This window comes from Janthinobacterium woesei, from assembly GCF_051380875.1.
Lineage (GTDB): Bacteria > Pseudomonadota > Gammaproteobacteria > Burkholderiales > Burkholderiaceae_D > Janthinobacterium.
This window is the reverse complement of the sequence record NZ_JBNYXW010000010.1, coordinates 51,688-67,293: the sequence shown is the minus strand read 5'-3', so window position 1 is coordinate 67,293 and position 15,606 is coordinate 51,688. Positions and strand designations below refer to the sequence as shown.

The window sequence follows — 15,606 nt, the reverse complement described above, 5'->3', positions numbered from 1 at the left end:
TTCCGGCATGGGCCCATGCATCTTGGCAAATCTTTGCATTTATTTCATATCATTCATTGTTCTTTCTGAGACACTATAAACATTTTGTTTGACTGAAACTTCAATGGGGGCAGGACAATGACGGCGCAAGCTTCGGCAAGACCTTCGTATATCTATCAGGGCGGCTCGGTGATGATGCACTCGCCGCTGCAATTGAAACAGTCTGAAATGTTTGGCTATTTCGTCAAGGGCGACCTGGCCAGGCTGCAAGCGACCGTCAACACCACCCTGAACCAGGTGGCGGGCACGCGCATGCGCTTCAAAGCCCTGTCGCCGTATGTGATGCTGACCTTTACGCGGGTCAACCATGCCGATTCTAGCAACCCCGTCGACCAGGCCAAGGGCTGGATCACGGAAGTGGACATCGTCACCTGGATCATGGTCGGCGAGATGGATGGCGAAGGCAAGCTGGCGCACATCTATTGGTACCCTTGCCATATTTTCGTCGACGATGCGATGGCCCTGATCAACGGGCGCGAGCTGTTCGGCTACCCCAAATACCTGTGCGAATACGAGATTCCCGCCGCTGGCAGCGAACCGCTGCGCTGCGCCGTGGCGGCCAAGGGTTTCCAGCATTTTTCGCCGGAAACCAAGCTGGCCCTGCACCCGCTGCTGGAAGTGAACGCTACCGTGCAGACGGGGCCGGACAAGCCCATCAACAGTTTCCTGGAACTCATCGAGCAGGCGTTCCAGGTCTTCCTGTCGATTCCCGATTTCTTTGACATGGATCAAGCCGGCTGGGCTGACATCCTGTCGCTGTTGCGCAATCCCCGCATCGACCAGATTTTCCTCAAGCAGTTCCCGGACAGCGCGGGCATCAAGGCCGTGTACCAGGCCCTCGTGGCGGCGCCGGCCGAGATCAACCGCCTGCACAGCGCGCGCCTGCTGGGCTATGAGTACGAATGCACCTTGCATGCGTTCGACAGCTTCCCGCTGGACCAGACCCTGGGCCTGCAGCTGGGGCCGCAGCCGGCGATCTTGCCGTTCAACGTGAATTTCGATTTCACGGCCATGCCGGGCGAGGAACTGGTCGACAATTCGGTCATCGCACCGGAAAAGATCGCCATCCTCGGCGGCGGCGTGGCGGCCATGACGGCGGCGTACTATTTGACGAATCAGCCGGGCTGGCAAAACCAGCATGCCATCACCGTGTATCAATTGGGCTGGCGCCTGGGCGGCAAGGGTGCCAGCGGGCGCAATGCGCAAGTGGGCCAGCGCATCGAGGAGCACGGCCTGCATATCTGGTTCGGCTTCTACGCGAATGCCTTCAAGATGATCAAGGAAGCCTATGCCAGCCTGGAGCGGCCACCCGGCGCGCCGCTGGCCACCTGGCGCGACGCCTTCAAGCAGCACGACTACGTGGCTCTGTCGGAAGACGTCAAGGGGCAGTGGCGCAACTGGTCGATCGTCTTTCCCACCTTGCCGGGCGAACCGGGCGAGGGCGGCGAAGACATCACCTTGTGGCAGATGGCCATTGCCATGGTGGGCTGGATCGAGCAGTGGATACGCCAGATCCGGCAAGTGGCCGATGCCGATGCGCGCATCGCCCGCGCTAGCGCGCTACAAGGCGAGGGCGAGGGCGCGTGGCCGGGCTGGCTGCGCCGCCTGGCCGACGAAGTGGTGGGGCAGGCCGATGAGCTGGGGCTGGACGTGGGCCTGTCCGTGGGTGCGCTGGCCGCGCTGGTGGCCGACCTGGCGCCGGACTCCTCGCGCCACGACGAGGCCCGCCACCAGCTGCTGGCCAGCACCCTGAACGGCATCCGCGCCTGGCTGCGCCTGCGCTACCGTGCACTGATCGATGGCGACGATGAATTGCGCCGCCTGTTCACCTGCCTGGACCTGGGCATCACAGTGATGAAAGGCATGTTCGAGGATGGCGTGTTCAAGCACGGCTTTGACGTCATCAACGACATCGATTTCCGTGACTGGCTTAAAAAACATGGCGGCGACGAGCAGTTCAGCGTCAATTCGGCGCCCGTGCGGGGTTTTTACGACCTGGTGTTCGCCTACGAGGGCGGCGATTTTGCGAAACCGAATATCGAGGCGGGCACCCTGTTGCGGGCGATGGCGCGCATCGGCCTGGCCTACAAGGGCGGCATCATGTTCAAGATGCAGGCGGGCATGGGCGACACGATCTTTACGCCGCTGTATGAAGTGCTGCAAAAGCGCGGCGTGGCGTTCAAGTTTTTCCAGCGCGTGGAAGAACTGGTGCCAGGCGCGGGCGACATCGACAGCATCCGCATCACCGAGCAGGTGCAGTTGGCGGACCCTGCCACCGGCTACGCGCCGCTGGTGGATGTGAAAGGCCTCGATTGCTGGCCCAGCGCGCCCGACTATGCGCAACTTGATCCAGCGCAAGCGGCCCTGCTGCAGGAAAAGGACATCAACCTGGAATCGTACTGGAGCGACTGGCCGCAGCAGTACCAGCAAGCCTTCGGCCAGCCGCTGCCCGTCACGGTATTGAAGAAGGGCGTCGATTTCGACAAGGTGGTGTTCGGCATTTCCATCGGTTCGCTGCAAGCCCTGTGCCCGCAACTGCTGGCGCACAGCCCGGCCCTGCAGCTGGCATCCGAGAAGGTCAAGACGGTGGCCACGCAGGCCTACCAGGTGTGGCTCAACAAGAATCTGGCGCAGATGGGCTGGAGCACGCAACCGAAGGGCCAGCAGCCTGTGCTGTCAGCCTTCACGGAGCCGTACGACACGTGGGCGCCGATGGACCAGTTGCTGGCGCACGAAGACTGGCCGGCAGGGCTGGAGCCGAAGAATGTCTCGTACTTTTGCAGCGCCTTTCCTGTCGACAGCTACCCGCCCGTGACGGACACGGGCTTTCCCGCGCGCTGCGCCGAGCGGGCGAAACAGGGCGCGCTGCATCAGCTGGACCAGGAAATCGGCGCGCTGTGGCCGGAGGCGGGCGCACCGGGCGCGTTCCCGTGGCAATGGCTGGTCGATGCGAAGCAAGGGACGGGGCCGGCACGTTTCGACAGCCAGTACTGGCGCGCCAATGTCGACCCGTCCGAGCGCTATGTGATGTCGGTGGTGAACAGCACGCAATACCGGCTGGCTACCGACCAGTCGGGATTCAGTAACCTGTTCTTGACGGGCGATTGGATCAAGACGGGCTTGAACGCGGGCTGCGTCGAGGCGGCCGTGATGGCGGGCATGCAGACATCGCGCGCCATGACGGGCTATCCGGCCGTGATCCAGGGCGAGACGGACTTCTAGCCTTGCTATGATGGCGTTTCATTGTCTGCTGCGCGAGGGCGCCATGCAACGCCTGCTGTTCCTGTGTTTGATCTTGCTCAACCTGCATACGGGCGCGGCGCCGGCTGGCGCCATCTTGCTGTGGCCGGGCGCGCCGCCCGGTGGCGCCGCGTCCGGCCCGCAACGCGACAGCGCCAAAGGCACCATCACGCAGGTCGAGCAACCCTATCTGATCGTGCACCGCCCGGCGCATCCGAACGGCATGGCGATCTTGCTGATCAGCGGCGGCGGCTATGCGCATATCGAGGCGGGCAAGGAAAGCGGGCCGGCAGCCGTCTGGCTGCAGGCGCAGGGCATCACGGCGTTTGAACTGGTGTACCGGCTGCCGCAGCTGTTGCTGGCGTGGCTGCAGGCGAACGGCTGGCTGATTCAACCTTAGTTTGTGCTGCCGGCGCAGTCTTCCAGGTCGCGCCGCGCCGCATCCAGCGCCGCCTGCAGTTGCGGCAGATACTGCGGCACATCATCGAGCTGGCCGTTCGATGCCAGCGTTTCCATCTGGTGGCACAGGCTGTGCAGGGTGGGGCGGCTCAGGTAGCCAGCGCTGCCTTTCAATGCGTGGAAAGCGGCGGCCGCCGCGCTGGCATTGCCATCGCGCACGGCGTGGCACGCCAGATCCAGGCGCCGGGGAGCTTCCATCAGGAAGGCTTGTGCGATGCGTTGCAAGTGCTGCGGCGACAGGCCCGCCAGCGGCAGGATGTGCACGGGCGTGGTCATGGGGTCGGCCGGGGCCGGTGTTTCCGCTTTCACGCCGGCGCCGTCCAGGCCGAACTGGCGCGCCAGCGTATCGTTTTCGGTGGGCAGGGCCGGCGGCAGTGCCTGGCCGCGTGCCAGCAGTAAGTCGATGATGGCGTCGATTTTCTGGAACAGCAGCGCTTCATCGACAGGTTTGCTGAGGAAGTCGTCCATGCCGGCCGCCAGATAGCGTTGCCGGTCATGTTCGCTGGCATTGGCCGTCAGCGCAATGATGGGAATGTGCGCGTCGGGAATGGGGAATTGTGCGTTGCCGCCGTCGCGCACCAGGCGCGCGGCCTGCTCGCCATCCATCAGCGGCATGCGGCCATCCATCAGCACGCAATCGTAGGCGCCCGTGCCCAGCGCACGCAGCGCTTCCTCGCCATTTTCCACGATGCTCACGGTATGGCCCATGCTTTCGAGCAAGGTGCCGATGATGATCTGGTTGGTGCGCACGTCTTCGGCGCACAGGATGCGCAGGCGGCAGGCGTGGCGCGCGTGGCGCGGCGCCAGGCGCGCATTCGCGGCCGGCGCGCTGCCCTCGGTCAGCGGCAGGCTGAAATGAAAGCGCGAGCCGATGCCTAGCCGGCTTTCCACGCCGATGGTGCCGTCCATCAGTTCGACCAGCTCCTTGCAGATGGCCAGGCCCAGTCCCGTGCCGCCGTAGCGGCGCGTGGTGGAATGGTCGGCCTGCTCGAATTTCTGGAACAGACGGGGCAAGGTGGCCGCGTCGATGCCGGAGCCCGTGTCGCTGATGATGAAGTCGATCTGGCTGCGGCCATCCTGGCGCGGCGCCGAGCGGGCGCGCCGCACTTCCAGCAGCACTTCGCCATTGGCCGTGAATTTGAGCGCGTTGCCCAGCAGGTTGATCAGGATCTGGCGCAGGCGCGTGGGATCGGCGCGCACATAGCGCGGCAGGTCCAGCGCCAGTTCGCGGCGCAGCAGCAAGCTCTTGGCATCGGCCTGGCCCTGCACGATGCCGGCCGCGTCGCCGATCAGGGCCAGCAAGTCGAAGTTCAGCGTTTCCAGCGTCAGCTTGCCCGCGTCGATCTTCGAAAAATCGAGGATATCGTTGAGTATGGTCAAGAGCGACTCGCCATTATGCAGGCCGATGCGCAAGTATTCCTGCGTTCGGCCCCGCACGGATTGGTCGCGCAGGGCAAATTTCAGCATGCCGATCACGCCGGCCAGCGGCGTGCGGATGTCGTGGCTCATGGCCGACAAAAAATCGATGCGGTGGCGGCTGACCACTTCCGCGTGTTCCTTGGCCGTCAGCAGGGCGTCGTTGCTGAGGGTCAGCGCCAGGGTGCGCTCGCGCACGCGCTGTTCCAGGTTGTTGCGCAGCAAGCGGATCTGGTCGGCCAGGGCAAACGCCAGCAGCAAGCCATCGAAGGTGCCGCCCAGCAAGGTCACCAGTTGCGCGTTCGCTACCATGGCCGGCATCAGGCCCAGGTTGGCCGGCAGGATTAAAAAGCCGGGCAGCATCAGGGCGACGAAGGCCAGCACGAAGAAGCGCGCCGGCTGGTAGCCGCGGCACCAGACGACGATGCCGCAGGTGAGCGCCAGCAGCATCCAGATGGTGATGGCGATGGTGGCCAGCGCGTGCGCGTATTGCAGGGCAAGGAAGCAGCTGGGCAGTAACAGCAGGGGCAGCACCAGGTTGATTTTGCTGATGTGGTAGAGCAGGGGAGAATGGTCGCGTAGGTGCAAAAAATGCATGTAGAACAAGGTGCTGAAGACGGGCAGCAGGAAGAACGGCACGTAATGGAGGGCCAGCATGTGCCAGTCGAACAGGTCGGCAAAGACGTGGAAGGTCATGGCCCAGGCCAGGCCATACGTCAGCACGTACAGCGCGTAATAGGCCGAAGCTTTTTCCAGGGTGATGGAAAAAATGAAGAAATTGAACAGCCCCAGCGCCAGAAGGGCGCCGATCGAGGCCACCATCAGGAAATTTTCCTTGCCCACCAGCTTGCGGTAATCGTGCTGCGTCTTGATGCCAAACATGGGTGCACGCGCGTAATACGGGCTGGAAAAGCGGATCAGGATGGCATACGTGGCGCCCGGCTCCAGCTGCACGTTCCTGCCGTAGTGCAGTAGATACTCGTGCGCTCGCTGGTAGCCCGTCAGCAGGGTGTGCGGCGCGCTGTGCGGGCCGGGGCCATATACGTGGATGTCGACCAGGTCGATCAGGGTATCGTTCGGGTCGATGACCCAGGCTCTCTCGCCGCTATCGTTGCGCACCTGTGCATACAGCCAGTAGGCGCCGCCGAACAGGTCGACCTCGGCAGCTGGCTGCTGGCGCGCCAGCCAGGCGGGCAGGGCGGCGGCATCGGCGGGCGCGGCGTCATTGCTGGCGAGAAATAGCTGCCCGCCGCTGCCCAGGGTGTGGATGCCTTGCTTGCTCAGCGGCAGCGGCTGGGTTTGCGCCTGGGCCTGCACCTGGGCCTGTATTTGGGCCTGTGCTGTACACGCCAGGCCCAGCAAGCCGAACAGGAACAGCCACCGGCATAGCCAGGCGCTGGCGCGAAAGCGGGGAACGCTGTAGCTGGGCGGGGGCGGGTGGGCTGGCATCGATGGGAGAGTGATGGTCGCGGGAGGGTGGCGGCAACTGGGCTTTGGAGTAGCCATTTTAATCGACTCTTGGTGGCGCACGTGCAATTTCATGTCATGCAGGCATGTTCAGGATGGCTCTGGCGGCGCGCTCCGGTATCATGGCGCCTTTTGCCTGCGAGTCGTTCATGCTCAGTCCCGACCAGTTCCTGGCCTTCCTGGCCACCGCTGTGCTCATCACCGCCAGTCCCGGCCCCGATAACCTGATGGTGCTGGGCGTGGGCATGTCGCGCGGGCGGCGCCAGGGCATGGCATTTGGCCTCGGCTGTGCCTTGGGTTGCCTCACGCACACTTTGCTGGCGACCATCGGCGTATCAGCCCTGCTGGCGGCCTCGCCCACGGCGTTCACCCTGCTGAAAGTGGCTGGCGGCCTGTACCTGGTGTGGCTGGGGATCGGCGCCTTGCGCAGCCGTGGCGGCGCGCAGGTCGCTGGCGCGGCAGCTCTGGCCGACGAATCGCTGTTGCGATTGTTTGCCAAGGGCTTGTTCGCCAACAGTATCAATCCGAAAGTCGTGCTGTTCTTCCTCTCGTTCCTGCCGCAATTCGTGGTGGCGGGGCAGGGCAACGCCAGCTGGCAGACGGCGCAGCTGGGTCTGGTGTTTACGGCGCAGGCTTGCGTGCTGTTCGGCTTGCTTGGCTATTTCTCGGGCGCCGTCGGCAAATGGCTCCACCGCCACCCGCGCGCGGGCCTGTGGCTGGACCGCGTGGCCGGCACCATCTTCATCGGCCTGGGTTTGCGCCTGATCCTGGCGCGCTAGAATCGGTGCCACCGTCGAGCGTGGCGGTGATGCGAAACGCCAGTTCCATCTGATCCTGCACGGCCATGGCGCCGCCCAGGATGGCGAACGGGACGATGCCGAAATCGCTCTGTTTCAATAGCAGGCTGCCGCTGGCCTGCAGGCGGCGCCCGTCGGGTGCCTGCTTGATCTGCACCGGCACTTTCACGGCGCGCGTCACGCCATGCAGCGTGATGTCGGCGTCGAGCAGCTCGCTGGCGCCGCCAACGCGCGCTTCGGCGCCGCTACGCCGGGCGTCGATACGCACCCACGGATAGCGTTGCGCGTCGAGCACGCGCACCAGCATGTTGTGGCGCGTGCCAGCGATGGCGTCGGCCGACGGCGTGCTCGTCAATCCTGCTGCCTGGCGCAAGCTTTCCTCATCCACACTCATCTCGTCGAGCCGGAACTGGAAGGCGGCGCGTCCCGGCGCGGGCGCCACCACGCCTTGCAAGGTGCGGCTGGCGATCACGTGGTCATGCCCCAGGCGCGCCAGCGCACCGCCGCGGCGCACGGTGATAGTCAGCAAGGATTCCTGCGGGGCGATGTGCAAGAGCTGCACGCCGGGCTGCTGCCACAGTGGCGCCTGCGTCGGCGGGGCCGGCGTCATGGCGGCGGGCGGCGGGGCGAACGGCGTACAGGCGGCAAGCAAGGTACAGGCACAAATACAGGCGCAGGCCAGCAGCGCGCGGCAGTGGGCATTCGGCATCGATGAGGACTCCTGGCGAGGCATGGGCAAAGGTTGGTGTGGCGCAAGGCGCAATGGGGCGATAGTAAGCGATCCGGCGTGCAAGGGGCCAGGCCTATTCGTGTATCGGCGGCGTTTTGTGTCTGCGCGGCAAAACCAGTGAGCGATGCGATGCACGACGTTTAACAGGGCGGCCGACGGTTTGGAATAAAAATTGGTAGTGCCAATGGCTTTGTTGCACAAATAAACTGAGCGCGTAAAACCCGGTCACCTCGATGGCCCGGATTTCCAGCGTGGCGGCGTCTATGCCTAAGTGTACCTTGCGCCATTGACGGCGAGAGTCGGCGCCATGCTTTTTAGTCTTCTTCAGTCAAGGAGGGCGGCACACCTTAGCGCTACGTCATGCGGCGGTCATATGCCGCTGCTATGATGCTCTTGTTGGCACACAGCATGCGTTGCGCATATCACTACGCTCCGGGAGCGATAGGATGCAGGCATGACTCAACAGCTTAGCCGGTGAGCTCAAGCATCGGCACCAGACAGGCTGGCGCAGGAAATATTGCTGCGATGGCAAGGCGGGTAGGGAAAAGCGGGGAAGTGGACGCAATTTAATGAAGTCCTAAGCCTGGTTGAGGCAAGGACTGGCATAGTGGATACATGGCGCACGGAAACCCCGGGCCCACGGTTGCCGGACACCTCAATGACCGGCACGATTTCCGCTTGATTTGTAGATCCTTGTTTTTCCCTGTTTATCCCTGCGCTCTGAAACAGCGTTTCAACCGGCTGCCGCGACTAGCGAAGCCGGTTTTTTTTTGCCTGTTTGTTTTGTCAATTCCCGGCGCCGCGGCGCCGGGAAAGCAACTTAGCCCACCTGCCTGGCCAGCCACGCATCGACGGCTGGCAAGCGCTCGGCGCGCAGCTTGATGCGGTACTTGATGCCGGCCACGGAACTGTCGGCGTCGCCGCGCGCGCCCGCTGGCAGGTTCGCTTGCGCATACGCTGCCAGCTTGGCGATCATTTCCGGCTGTGCCGAAGCGGCGGCCAGGCGCGGGAAATAGCGGCTGCGCGAACTGGCGTCGACGCGCGCATTGACTTGCTCCAGGTGCGCCAGTGCAAAGTCGAAGGCCAGGTCCGGGTGAGCATGTGCAACCTTGCTGATCATGGCCGGGCTGTTGGTCACGCCCGGTTCATCCGTCAGCGCCAGCGCCAGCGCGCGCTGCGCCAGGACAGTATCCTTGCTGTTGGCAAGCAGGTCGTACAAATGGTTCCTGATCAGCGGTGTTTTTTCCTGCTGCGCGCGGGCGTGCAACTGTTCCCAGGCGGCGCTGTCGGCATGCTGCGCCACCACGCCTTCGATGGTGCGGCGCAGTGGCGCGGGCATGGCGGCCGGATCTTGCTCGCTGGCCGCGTAGCGGCGGCGCGCCTCGGCCAGCACGCCAGGCTCGCCCATGTCGCCCAGGGTGGCGATCAGGCGGGCGCGCAGGGTCGCCACGCCGGACGCTTCGCCGGCGCGCGCTTCCCAGCCCGTCTGCGCCATCATCGGCGCCAGGCGCGCCATGGCAAAGCGGCCAAATGCCTGCTGGCGCAGCGGGTCGCCCACATATTGTTCATACAAGCCATTCAGGGATGCGGCCACCTTGCCCAGCACCTGCGGGTCGGCCGACAGCGGCGTGGCCTTTGCCAGTTCGAGGAAGTCGGACGGGTCTTGCAAGCCCGCCAGGCCCAGCGACTGGCTGTCCGCCAGCAGCCCCAGTTGATCGATGGGCGCCAGGCGCGCAAAGCTGCCCGCCAGCGCGCGCGTGCTGGACGGCGCGTACAGGGTGCGGTAGTAGCCGCTCTGGCCTGCGTTTACCAGCAGGGCGCCGCAACCGGGCACGCTCAGTGTCGCCTTGCCATCCTTGACCAGCACGCGTGCTTCTTTTGCGTTGCCGACCGTCGAGGCGATCACCGGCACGCGCCATGACAGCGGTTTTTTATCCAGTTGATCCTTGCTGAACTCCGTCTGCGTCAGGGTGACGCGCGTGCTGCCATTGCTGCACACGGCTTCGCCTACGGTGATCATCGGCACGCCCGGCTGCAAGGTGAAATCATGGGCGATGGCGCTGACCGGCTTACCGGCCGCCGCATCGACTTCGCGCCACAGGTCGCTCGATACCGTATTGCCATACGCGTGCTTGCGCATGTAGCTGCGCACGGCCGTGCGCCAGGTATCGGCGCCCACGTACGTTTCGAGCATGCTGATCACCGCCTTGCCCTTCTGGTAAGTGATGCCGTCGAAGGCCTGGCTGGCCTGTTCCACGGTGGCGATGTGCTGGATCACCGGGTGGGTGGTGCGCAGCGCGTCCTGGCTCATGGCCGCTTCGCGCCCGGCCACGTTTGACAGGGCCGTGTTCCACTCGGGATGCAGGCGCTGCGTGGTGCGGCCTTCCATCCACGAGGCGAAACCTTCGTTGAGCCACAGGTCGTTCCACCAGCGCATGGTGACCAGGTCGCCGAACCACTGGTGCGCCATTTCATGCGACAGGGTGGTGTAGATGTTTTCCTTGTCCGACTGGGTCGAGATGGCCGGGTCGAGCAGCAGGCCGTATTCGAACGTGAACACGGCGCCCCAGTTTTCCATCGCGCCGAAGAACTGGCTGCGGCCCGGCGCGGCGATGTTGTCGAGTTTCGGCAGCGGATAGCGCACGCCGAAATAGTCATTGTATTCGCGCAGCAGGGCGTTTGACTCGTCGAGCGCGAAGCGGCTTTGCGCCAGCGCGCCCCTCTTGGTGATGACGCCTATCTCCGTGCCGTCGGCGATCGCCGTGGCGCGCTCGAAGTCGCCCAGGCCGAAGAACAGCAGATACGTCGACATGCGCGGCGTGGTGGCAAACGTCACGCGCTTCGTGCCATTGCCCAGCTCTTCGCTGCCGGTGATCGGCATGTTGCCGACGGCCATCTGGCTGCTCGGCACCGTCACGTCCAGCGCGAAAGTGGCCTTGTAGTCCGGTTCATCCCACGACGGCAGCACGCTGCGCGCGTCCGAGTTTTCGAATTGCGTGTACAGCGCCCGCTGGCGCCCTTGCGGCGTATCGTAGTCGAGCGAGAACAATCCTGTTGCCTGCGTGCCGATCTTGCCGCTGTAGTCGAGCCGCAGCTGGTATTGGCCCTTGGCCAGCGGCCGGGCAAAATGCACGGTGGCCGTCTGCCTGGCCGCATCGACGTCGATCTTTTGCGCCACCTGCTTGCTGCCGCCCGCGCCTTCGATGGCGGCTGCGGCAAACGCCAATTGCAGCGCATTGAAGGTGATGCTGGACGTCGGCGCGTCGACGGCTACCTTGATGACGGCCTTGCCGGTGAAGGTCGACGCGGCGGCGTCCGGCGTGATCGACAGCGCATAGTGCAACGGCGTGACGCCGCGCGGCAGCTGCGTGGTGGTGCCGATGGCGTGGCTGGCCGAGGCGTATTTGGCGCTGGCGGGAGCGGCGTGGGCCGCATGGGCCACGCCAACGGCGGTGATGGCGGTCAGTGCCAGGACGGCGGCGCCCAGTTGGCTGCGGCGCAGGCGGGGAGTCGGTGTGGGATGCATGGTATGCCCTTGGTTCATGGGTAAAACGCCCGCTGGCCGGGTAGGCTGCGGGCGTGGATGACGGTAGCGGGACTTCGCTGGAACTGTTGGCCAGCGTTCCCGTACAGCAATCTAAGGCGAAACGGGGGCAAAGTCAACGCGCCAGGGGCGCCGCTGCCACGCCGTGCGCTGGTATGATGATTGCCAGCTTACTTGCCGGGAGAACGCATGATCGCCTCGATGATCGACTTGTATACCGCCGCCACGCCGAATGGCCACAAGGTTTCCATCGCGCTGGAAGAACTGGCGCTGCCTTACACCTTGCACGCGCTGGAACTGTCGCAACAGCAGCAGAAGGCGCCGTGGTTTTTAGCCATCAACCCGAATGGCCGCATCCCCGCCATCGTCGACCGCGCAAATGATGATTTCGCCGTCTTCGAGTCGGGCGCCATCCTCGTCTACCTGGCCGAAAAGACAGGCCAGTTGCTGCCGCAGGATGCCAAGGGGCGCTCGCGCGTGATGCAGTGGCTGATGTTCCAGATGGGCGGCGTGGGTCCCATGATGGGCCAGGCGAACGTGTTTTACCGCTACTTCCCGGAAAAAATCCAGCCCGCCATCGACCGCTACCAGGGCGAGAGCCGGCGCCTGCTGCGCGTGCTCGACACCCATCTGGCGCAGCACGAATACCTGGCCGGTGACTATTCCATCGCCGACATCGCCAACTGGGCCTGGGTACGCACCTATAAATGGTCGGGCGTGGCGATCGGCGACATGCCGCATCTGCAGCGCTGGCTTGCCGCCATCTACGCGCGCCCGGCTGCGCAGCGCGGTATTCTGCTGCCGCCATCGCCCATCGACAGCGATGCCGATGACGATGCAACACAGGCGTTTTCCGCGCGCGCCCGCAGCATCGTCGAGACGGGCCAGTCACCATCCTGATTTTTTGCCATCCTGATTTTCAACCACCAAAACAAAACGAGACAACACATGAAACTGTATATCAGCCCCCGCACGCCGAATCCACGCCGCGTCACCATGTTCATCGCCGAAAAGGGCATCACGGGCATCGATGAAGTGGCGCTCGACCTGATGGCGGGCCAGCACCGCGATCCGGCCTTTCTGGAAAAGAACCCCATGGGCCGCGTGCCGGCTTTGGCGTTGCCGGACGGGCGCGTGCTGGCCGAGACGCGCGCCATCTGCACCTACCTGGAAGGCTTGCAGCCGCAACCGAACCTGATGGGCGAGGGTTTCGAGGAACGCGCTTTTATTGAAATGGCCGACCGTAGGGTGGAGCTGCATCTGTTCATGGGCATCGCCAACTGCATCCGCCACAGCCATCCGGCCCTGGTGGCGCTGGAAAACCCGCAGTTTCCCGATTTCGGCGCGGCGCAGGGCGTCAAGATGCGCGAGACGGCGCAGTGGCTGGACCAGCTGCTAGCCAGGCAGCCGTATATCGCCGGTGAACGCTTCACGATTGCCGACATCACGGCCTTTTGCGCGCTGGAATTTGCGCGCGGCTTGATGAAGTACAAACCAGGCGCGGAAGGATTGGCGAATCTGCAGGCATACCGCGACCGCATCGCCGAGCGCCCCAGCGCGCAGGCAAAGTAAGCGGCACCAGTAAAAACGCCTGCGCCGGAAGCTCCGGCGCAGGCGTTCCTGGGTGCAGCGGGCCAGCCAGGCCCTTACTTCAGCTGCTCTTGCAGGAAAGTGTAGGTCAGCGCCCACATCAGCGCCTGCTGGTCGTTATTCGCGGCGCCCGCATGGCCGCCTTCCGTGTTTTCCCAGTACAGCACGTCGTGGCCCTGTTCCTCCATTTTCGCCACCATCTTGCGCGCATGTCCAGGGTGGACTCTGTCGTCGCGTGTCGACGTGGTAAACAGCACGCGTGGATATTTCTTATCCTTGAAGACGTTCTGGTACGGCGAATACTTGCTGATGTAGGCCCATTGTTCCGGCACATCCGGGTCGCCATATTCGCCCATCCAAGAAGCGCCCGCCAGCAACTGGTTGTAGCGGCGCATGTCGAGCAGCGGCACCTGGCTGACGACGGCGTTGAACAGGTCGGGACGCTGAACCAGCACGGCGCCCGTCAGCAGGCCGCCATTGCTGCCGCCCATGATGCCCAGGTGGCGCGGGCTGGTCACTTTGCGGGCGATCAAATCCTGCGCCACCGAGATGAAGTCGTCATACGCGCGCTGGCGGTTTTCCTTCAGCGCCGCCTGGTGCCAGCGGGGACCGAATTCGCCGCCGCCACGAATATTGGCCAGCACATACACGCCGCCCTTTTCCAGCCAGGCGACACCGGTGATGCCGCTGTAGCTCGGTTTGAGCGATACTTCAAAGCCGCCATAGCCGTACAGCACGGTGGGGTTGCTGCCGTCGAACGTCGTCTTCTTGTTCATGATGGCGAAATACGGCACCTTCGTGCCATCCTTCGACGTCGATTCGAACTGTTCCACCTTGTACGGCCTGGCGTCGAAGAAGGCGGGCAGCGACTTGATTTTTGTCCGCTTGTCGCTTTGCGCCGTGCCCAGATACAGGGTGGTGGGGTTGAGGAAGTCGGTGACGGTGAGGAAGTATTGATCCGAATCGACGGGATCGAGCGCGCTGACGGCCAGCGTGCCCAGTTTCGGCGCATCGACAACGCGGCGCAGCCACTTGCCATTCACATGGCGCAATTGCGTCAGGCGGTTCTTGACCTTGTCCAGGGTCGTCACGAGAATGGCCGATTTGGTCGGCGTGACGTTGTCCAGCGAGGACGTGGCGGTGGGCGCGTACAGCACTTCCAGGTCTTGCTTGCCCTGCATGAAGGCGGTGAAGTCGGTGGCCAGCAGGGCGCCTTGCGGGTAGGTCTTGCCGTTGACTTTCCAGTCCGAACGCAGGGTGATGATCAACTGGTCGCGCACGGTAAAGGCCGTGGCGTCGTCCGGTTTCGGCACTTTCTTCAAATTGGCGCCGTCGCGCAGGAACATTTCGCCGCTATAGAAATCGATTTGCCGCTCGATGAACTGGTGTTCGTGGCCGGGCGTGAAGTCCTTGTAGGCGCTGGCGCTCAAGTCGTCGGGCCTGGCTTCGTACACGGTTTGCGCCTGCACCAAAGGCGTGCCGCGCCGCCACTCTTTGATGATGCGCGGATAGCCGGAGCTGGTCATCGAACCGGGGCCGAAATCGGTGGAAACGAACAGGGTGTCCTGATCGATCCAGCTGGCGCTGCCCTTCGCTTCGGGCAGGCTGAAGCCGCCATTGACAAAGGCCCGCTTGGCCACGTCGTATTCGCGCACCACCTTGGCGTCGCCGCCGCCGCGCGACAGGGAAATGAGACAACGTTCGCCTCTTGGATACAGGCAGGTGGCGCCGCCCCAGACCCAGTTTTCATTTTCGCCGGCAGCCAGCTGATCGAGATCGATCACGGTTTCCCAGCTTGGCTCGGCCAGCTGGTACTGCGCCAGCGTGGTGCGGCGCCAGATGCCGCGCACATGCTGGGCGTCGCGCCAGAAATTATAGTAGTACCCGCCTTCCTTGCTGACGTAGGCGATGCGGTCCTTGGAATTGAGGGTGGTTTTCAAGCGCGCTTGCAGGGCTGGAAAGCCGGGCTGGCTTTCCAGTTCCTTGACGGTGACGGCATTGTGCTGGTGCACCCACTCCATCGGTTTTTCACCAGCCACGTCTTCCAGCCATTGCAGGGGATCGGTTGGGGGATTGGTGGCGGAGGCCGCATCGGGCGCTTGCGCATGAGCGACGCCCGCTGCTGCCAGGCCAAGCAGCATGCTGTCGGCGAATTTGCGATAAAAAGACATGGACGGGTTCCTTGGCGATGATCGGTTGCGCTGTTTGCTGTCTAAACGGCGCAGCCATATTGCCATGGATTGTCTTAAAGAACCAGGGTGCCGGGTTACCCTGAGAGTCCGACCCCAGTTTTGCACCTGGGATAAGCATACTGTCACACGCCC

9 protein-coding genes and 1 pseudogene are annotated in these 15,606 nt (G+C 63.8%); 5 read left to right on the top strand and 5 right to left on the bottom strand.

Annotated features, from left to right (window positions below; genetic code table 11):
- Nucleotides 1-117: 117 nt before the first annotated feature.
- Entirely contained in the window at nt 118-3,261 is a 3,144-nt protein-coding gene (locus ACQ4W6_RS13125; protein WP_436567620.1) for an NAD(P)-binding protein, read from the top strand.
- A gap of 43 nt (nt 3,262-3,304) precedes the next feature.
- Nucleotides 3,305-3,679, top strand: coding sequence for a hypothetical protein (locus ACQ4W6_RS13120; protein ID WP_436567619.1), 375 nt, complete (start codon nt 3,305-3,307; stop codon nt 3,677-3,679).
- Here ACQ4W6_RS13120 and ACQ4W6_RS13115 read toward each other — a convergent pair.
- Entirely contained in the window at nt 3,676-6,660 is a 2,985-nt protein-coding gene (locus ACQ4W6_RS13115) for a hybrid sensor histidine kinase/response regulator (protein ID WP_436567618.1), read from the bottom strand. The genes ACQ4W6_RS13120 and ACQ4W6_RS13115 overlap by 4 nt on opposite strands.
- Before the next feature lie 110 nt (nt 6,661-6,770).
- Between ACQ4W6_RS13115 and ACQ4W6_RS13110 the strand changes: the two genes are divergently transcribed.
- The gene (locus tag ACQ4W6_RS13110) at nt 6,771-7,400 is read left to right on the top strand and encodes a LysE family translocator (protein ID WP_436567617.1); all 630 of its coding nucleotides are present in this window, start codon (nt 6,771-6,773) and stop codon (nt 7,398-7,400) included.
- Here the strand turns inward: ACQ4W6_RS13110 and ACQ4W6_RS13105 are convergent.
- From ACQ4W6_RS13105 to ACQ4W6_RS13095, 3 genes and pseudogenes are all read right to left on the bottom strand, one after another.
- Nucleotides 7,363-8,127, bottom strand: coding sequence for a YceI family protein (locus ACQ4W6_RS13105; RefSeq protein ID WP_436567616.1), 765 nt, complete (start codon nt 8,125-8,127; stop codon nt 7,363-7,365). The genes ACQ4W6_RS13110 and ACQ4W6_RS13105 overlap by 38 nt on opposite strands.
- A 244-nt stretch (nt 8,128-8,371) precedes the next feature.
- Nucleotides 8,372-8,470, bottom strand: a pseudogene (locus ACQ4W6_RS13100) (IS5/IS1182 family transposase); the annotation flags it as partial.
- 498 nt (nt 8,471-8,968) lie between these two features.
- Entirely contained in the window at nt 8,969-11,692 is a 2,724-nt protein-coding gene (locus ACQ4W6_RS13095) for a M1 family metallopeptidase (RefSeq protein ID WP_436567615.1), read from the bottom strand.
- A gap of 201 nt (nt 11,693-11,893) precedes the next feature.
- Between ACQ4W6_RS13095 and ACQ4W6_RS13090 the strand changes: the two genes are divergently transcribed.
- Nucleotides 11,894-12,592, top strand: coding sequence for a glutathione S-transferase family protein (locus ACQ4W6_RS13090; RefSeq protein WP_436567787.1), 699 nt, complete (start codon nt 11,894-11,896; stop codon nt 12,590-12,592).
- 48 nt (nt 12,593-12,640) lie between these two features.
- Nucleotides 12,641-13,264 (top strand): glutathione S-transferase family protein, encoded by a 624-nt coding sequence (locus tag ACQ4W6_RS13085; RefSeq protein ID WP_436567614.1) that lies wholly within the window; start codon nt 12,641-12,643, stop codon nt 13,262-13,264.
- A gap of 74 nt (nt 13,265-13,338) precedes the next feature.
- Here ACQ4W6_RS13085 and ACQ4W6_RS13080 read toward each other — a convergent pair whose 3' ends face one another.
- On the bottom strand, nt 13,339-15,453 hold the full coding sequence (locus ACQ4W6_RS13080) for a prolyl oligopeptidase family serine peptidase (protein WP_436567613.1): 2,115 nt from the start codon (nt 15,451-15,453) through the stop codon (nt 13,339-13,341).
- Nucleotides 15,454-15,606 lie beyond the last annotated feature (153 nt).

Excerpts from the sequence above, each read along its gene's own strand:
- ACQ4W6_RS13125 (WP_436567620.1), top strand. The coding sequence starts at position 118 with ATGACGGCGCAAGCTTCGGCAAGACCTTCGTATATCTATCAGGGCGGC.
- ACQ4W6_RS13120 (WP_436567619.1), top strand. The coding sequence starts at position 3,305 with ATGCAACGCCTGCTGTTCCTGTGTTTGATCTTGCTCAACCTGCATACG.
- ACQ4W6_RS13115 (WP_436567618.1), bottom strand. The coding sequence starts at position 6,660 with ATGGCTACTCCAAAGCCCAGTTGCCGCCACCCTCCCGCGACCATCACT.
- ACQ4W6_RS13110 (WP_436567617.1), top strand. The coding sequence starts at position 6,771 with ATGCTCAGTCCCGACCAGTTCCTGGCCTTCCTGGCCACCGCTGTGCTC.
- ACQ4W6_RS13105 (WP_436567616.1), bottom strand. The coding sequence starts at position 8,127 with ATGCCGAATGCCCACTGCCGCGCGCTGCTGGCCTGCGCCTGTATTTGT.
- ACQ4W6_RS13095 (WP_436567615.1), bottom strand. The coding sequence starts at position 11,692 with ATGAACCAAGGGCATACCATGCATCCCACACCGACTCCCCGCCTGCGC.
- ACQ4W6_RS13090 (WP_436567787.1), top strand. The coding sequence starts at position 11,894 with ATGATCGACTTGTATACCGCCGCCACGCCGAATGGCCACAAGGTTTCC.
- ACQ4W6_RS13085 (WP_436567614.1), top strand. The coding sequence starts at position 12,641 with ATGAAACTGTATATCAGCCCCCGCACGCCGAATCCACGCCGCGTCACC.
- ACQ4W6_RS13080 (WP_436567613.1), bottom strand. The coding sequence starts at position 15,453 with ATGTCTTTTTATCGCAAATTCGCCGACAGCATGCTGCTTGGCCTGGCA.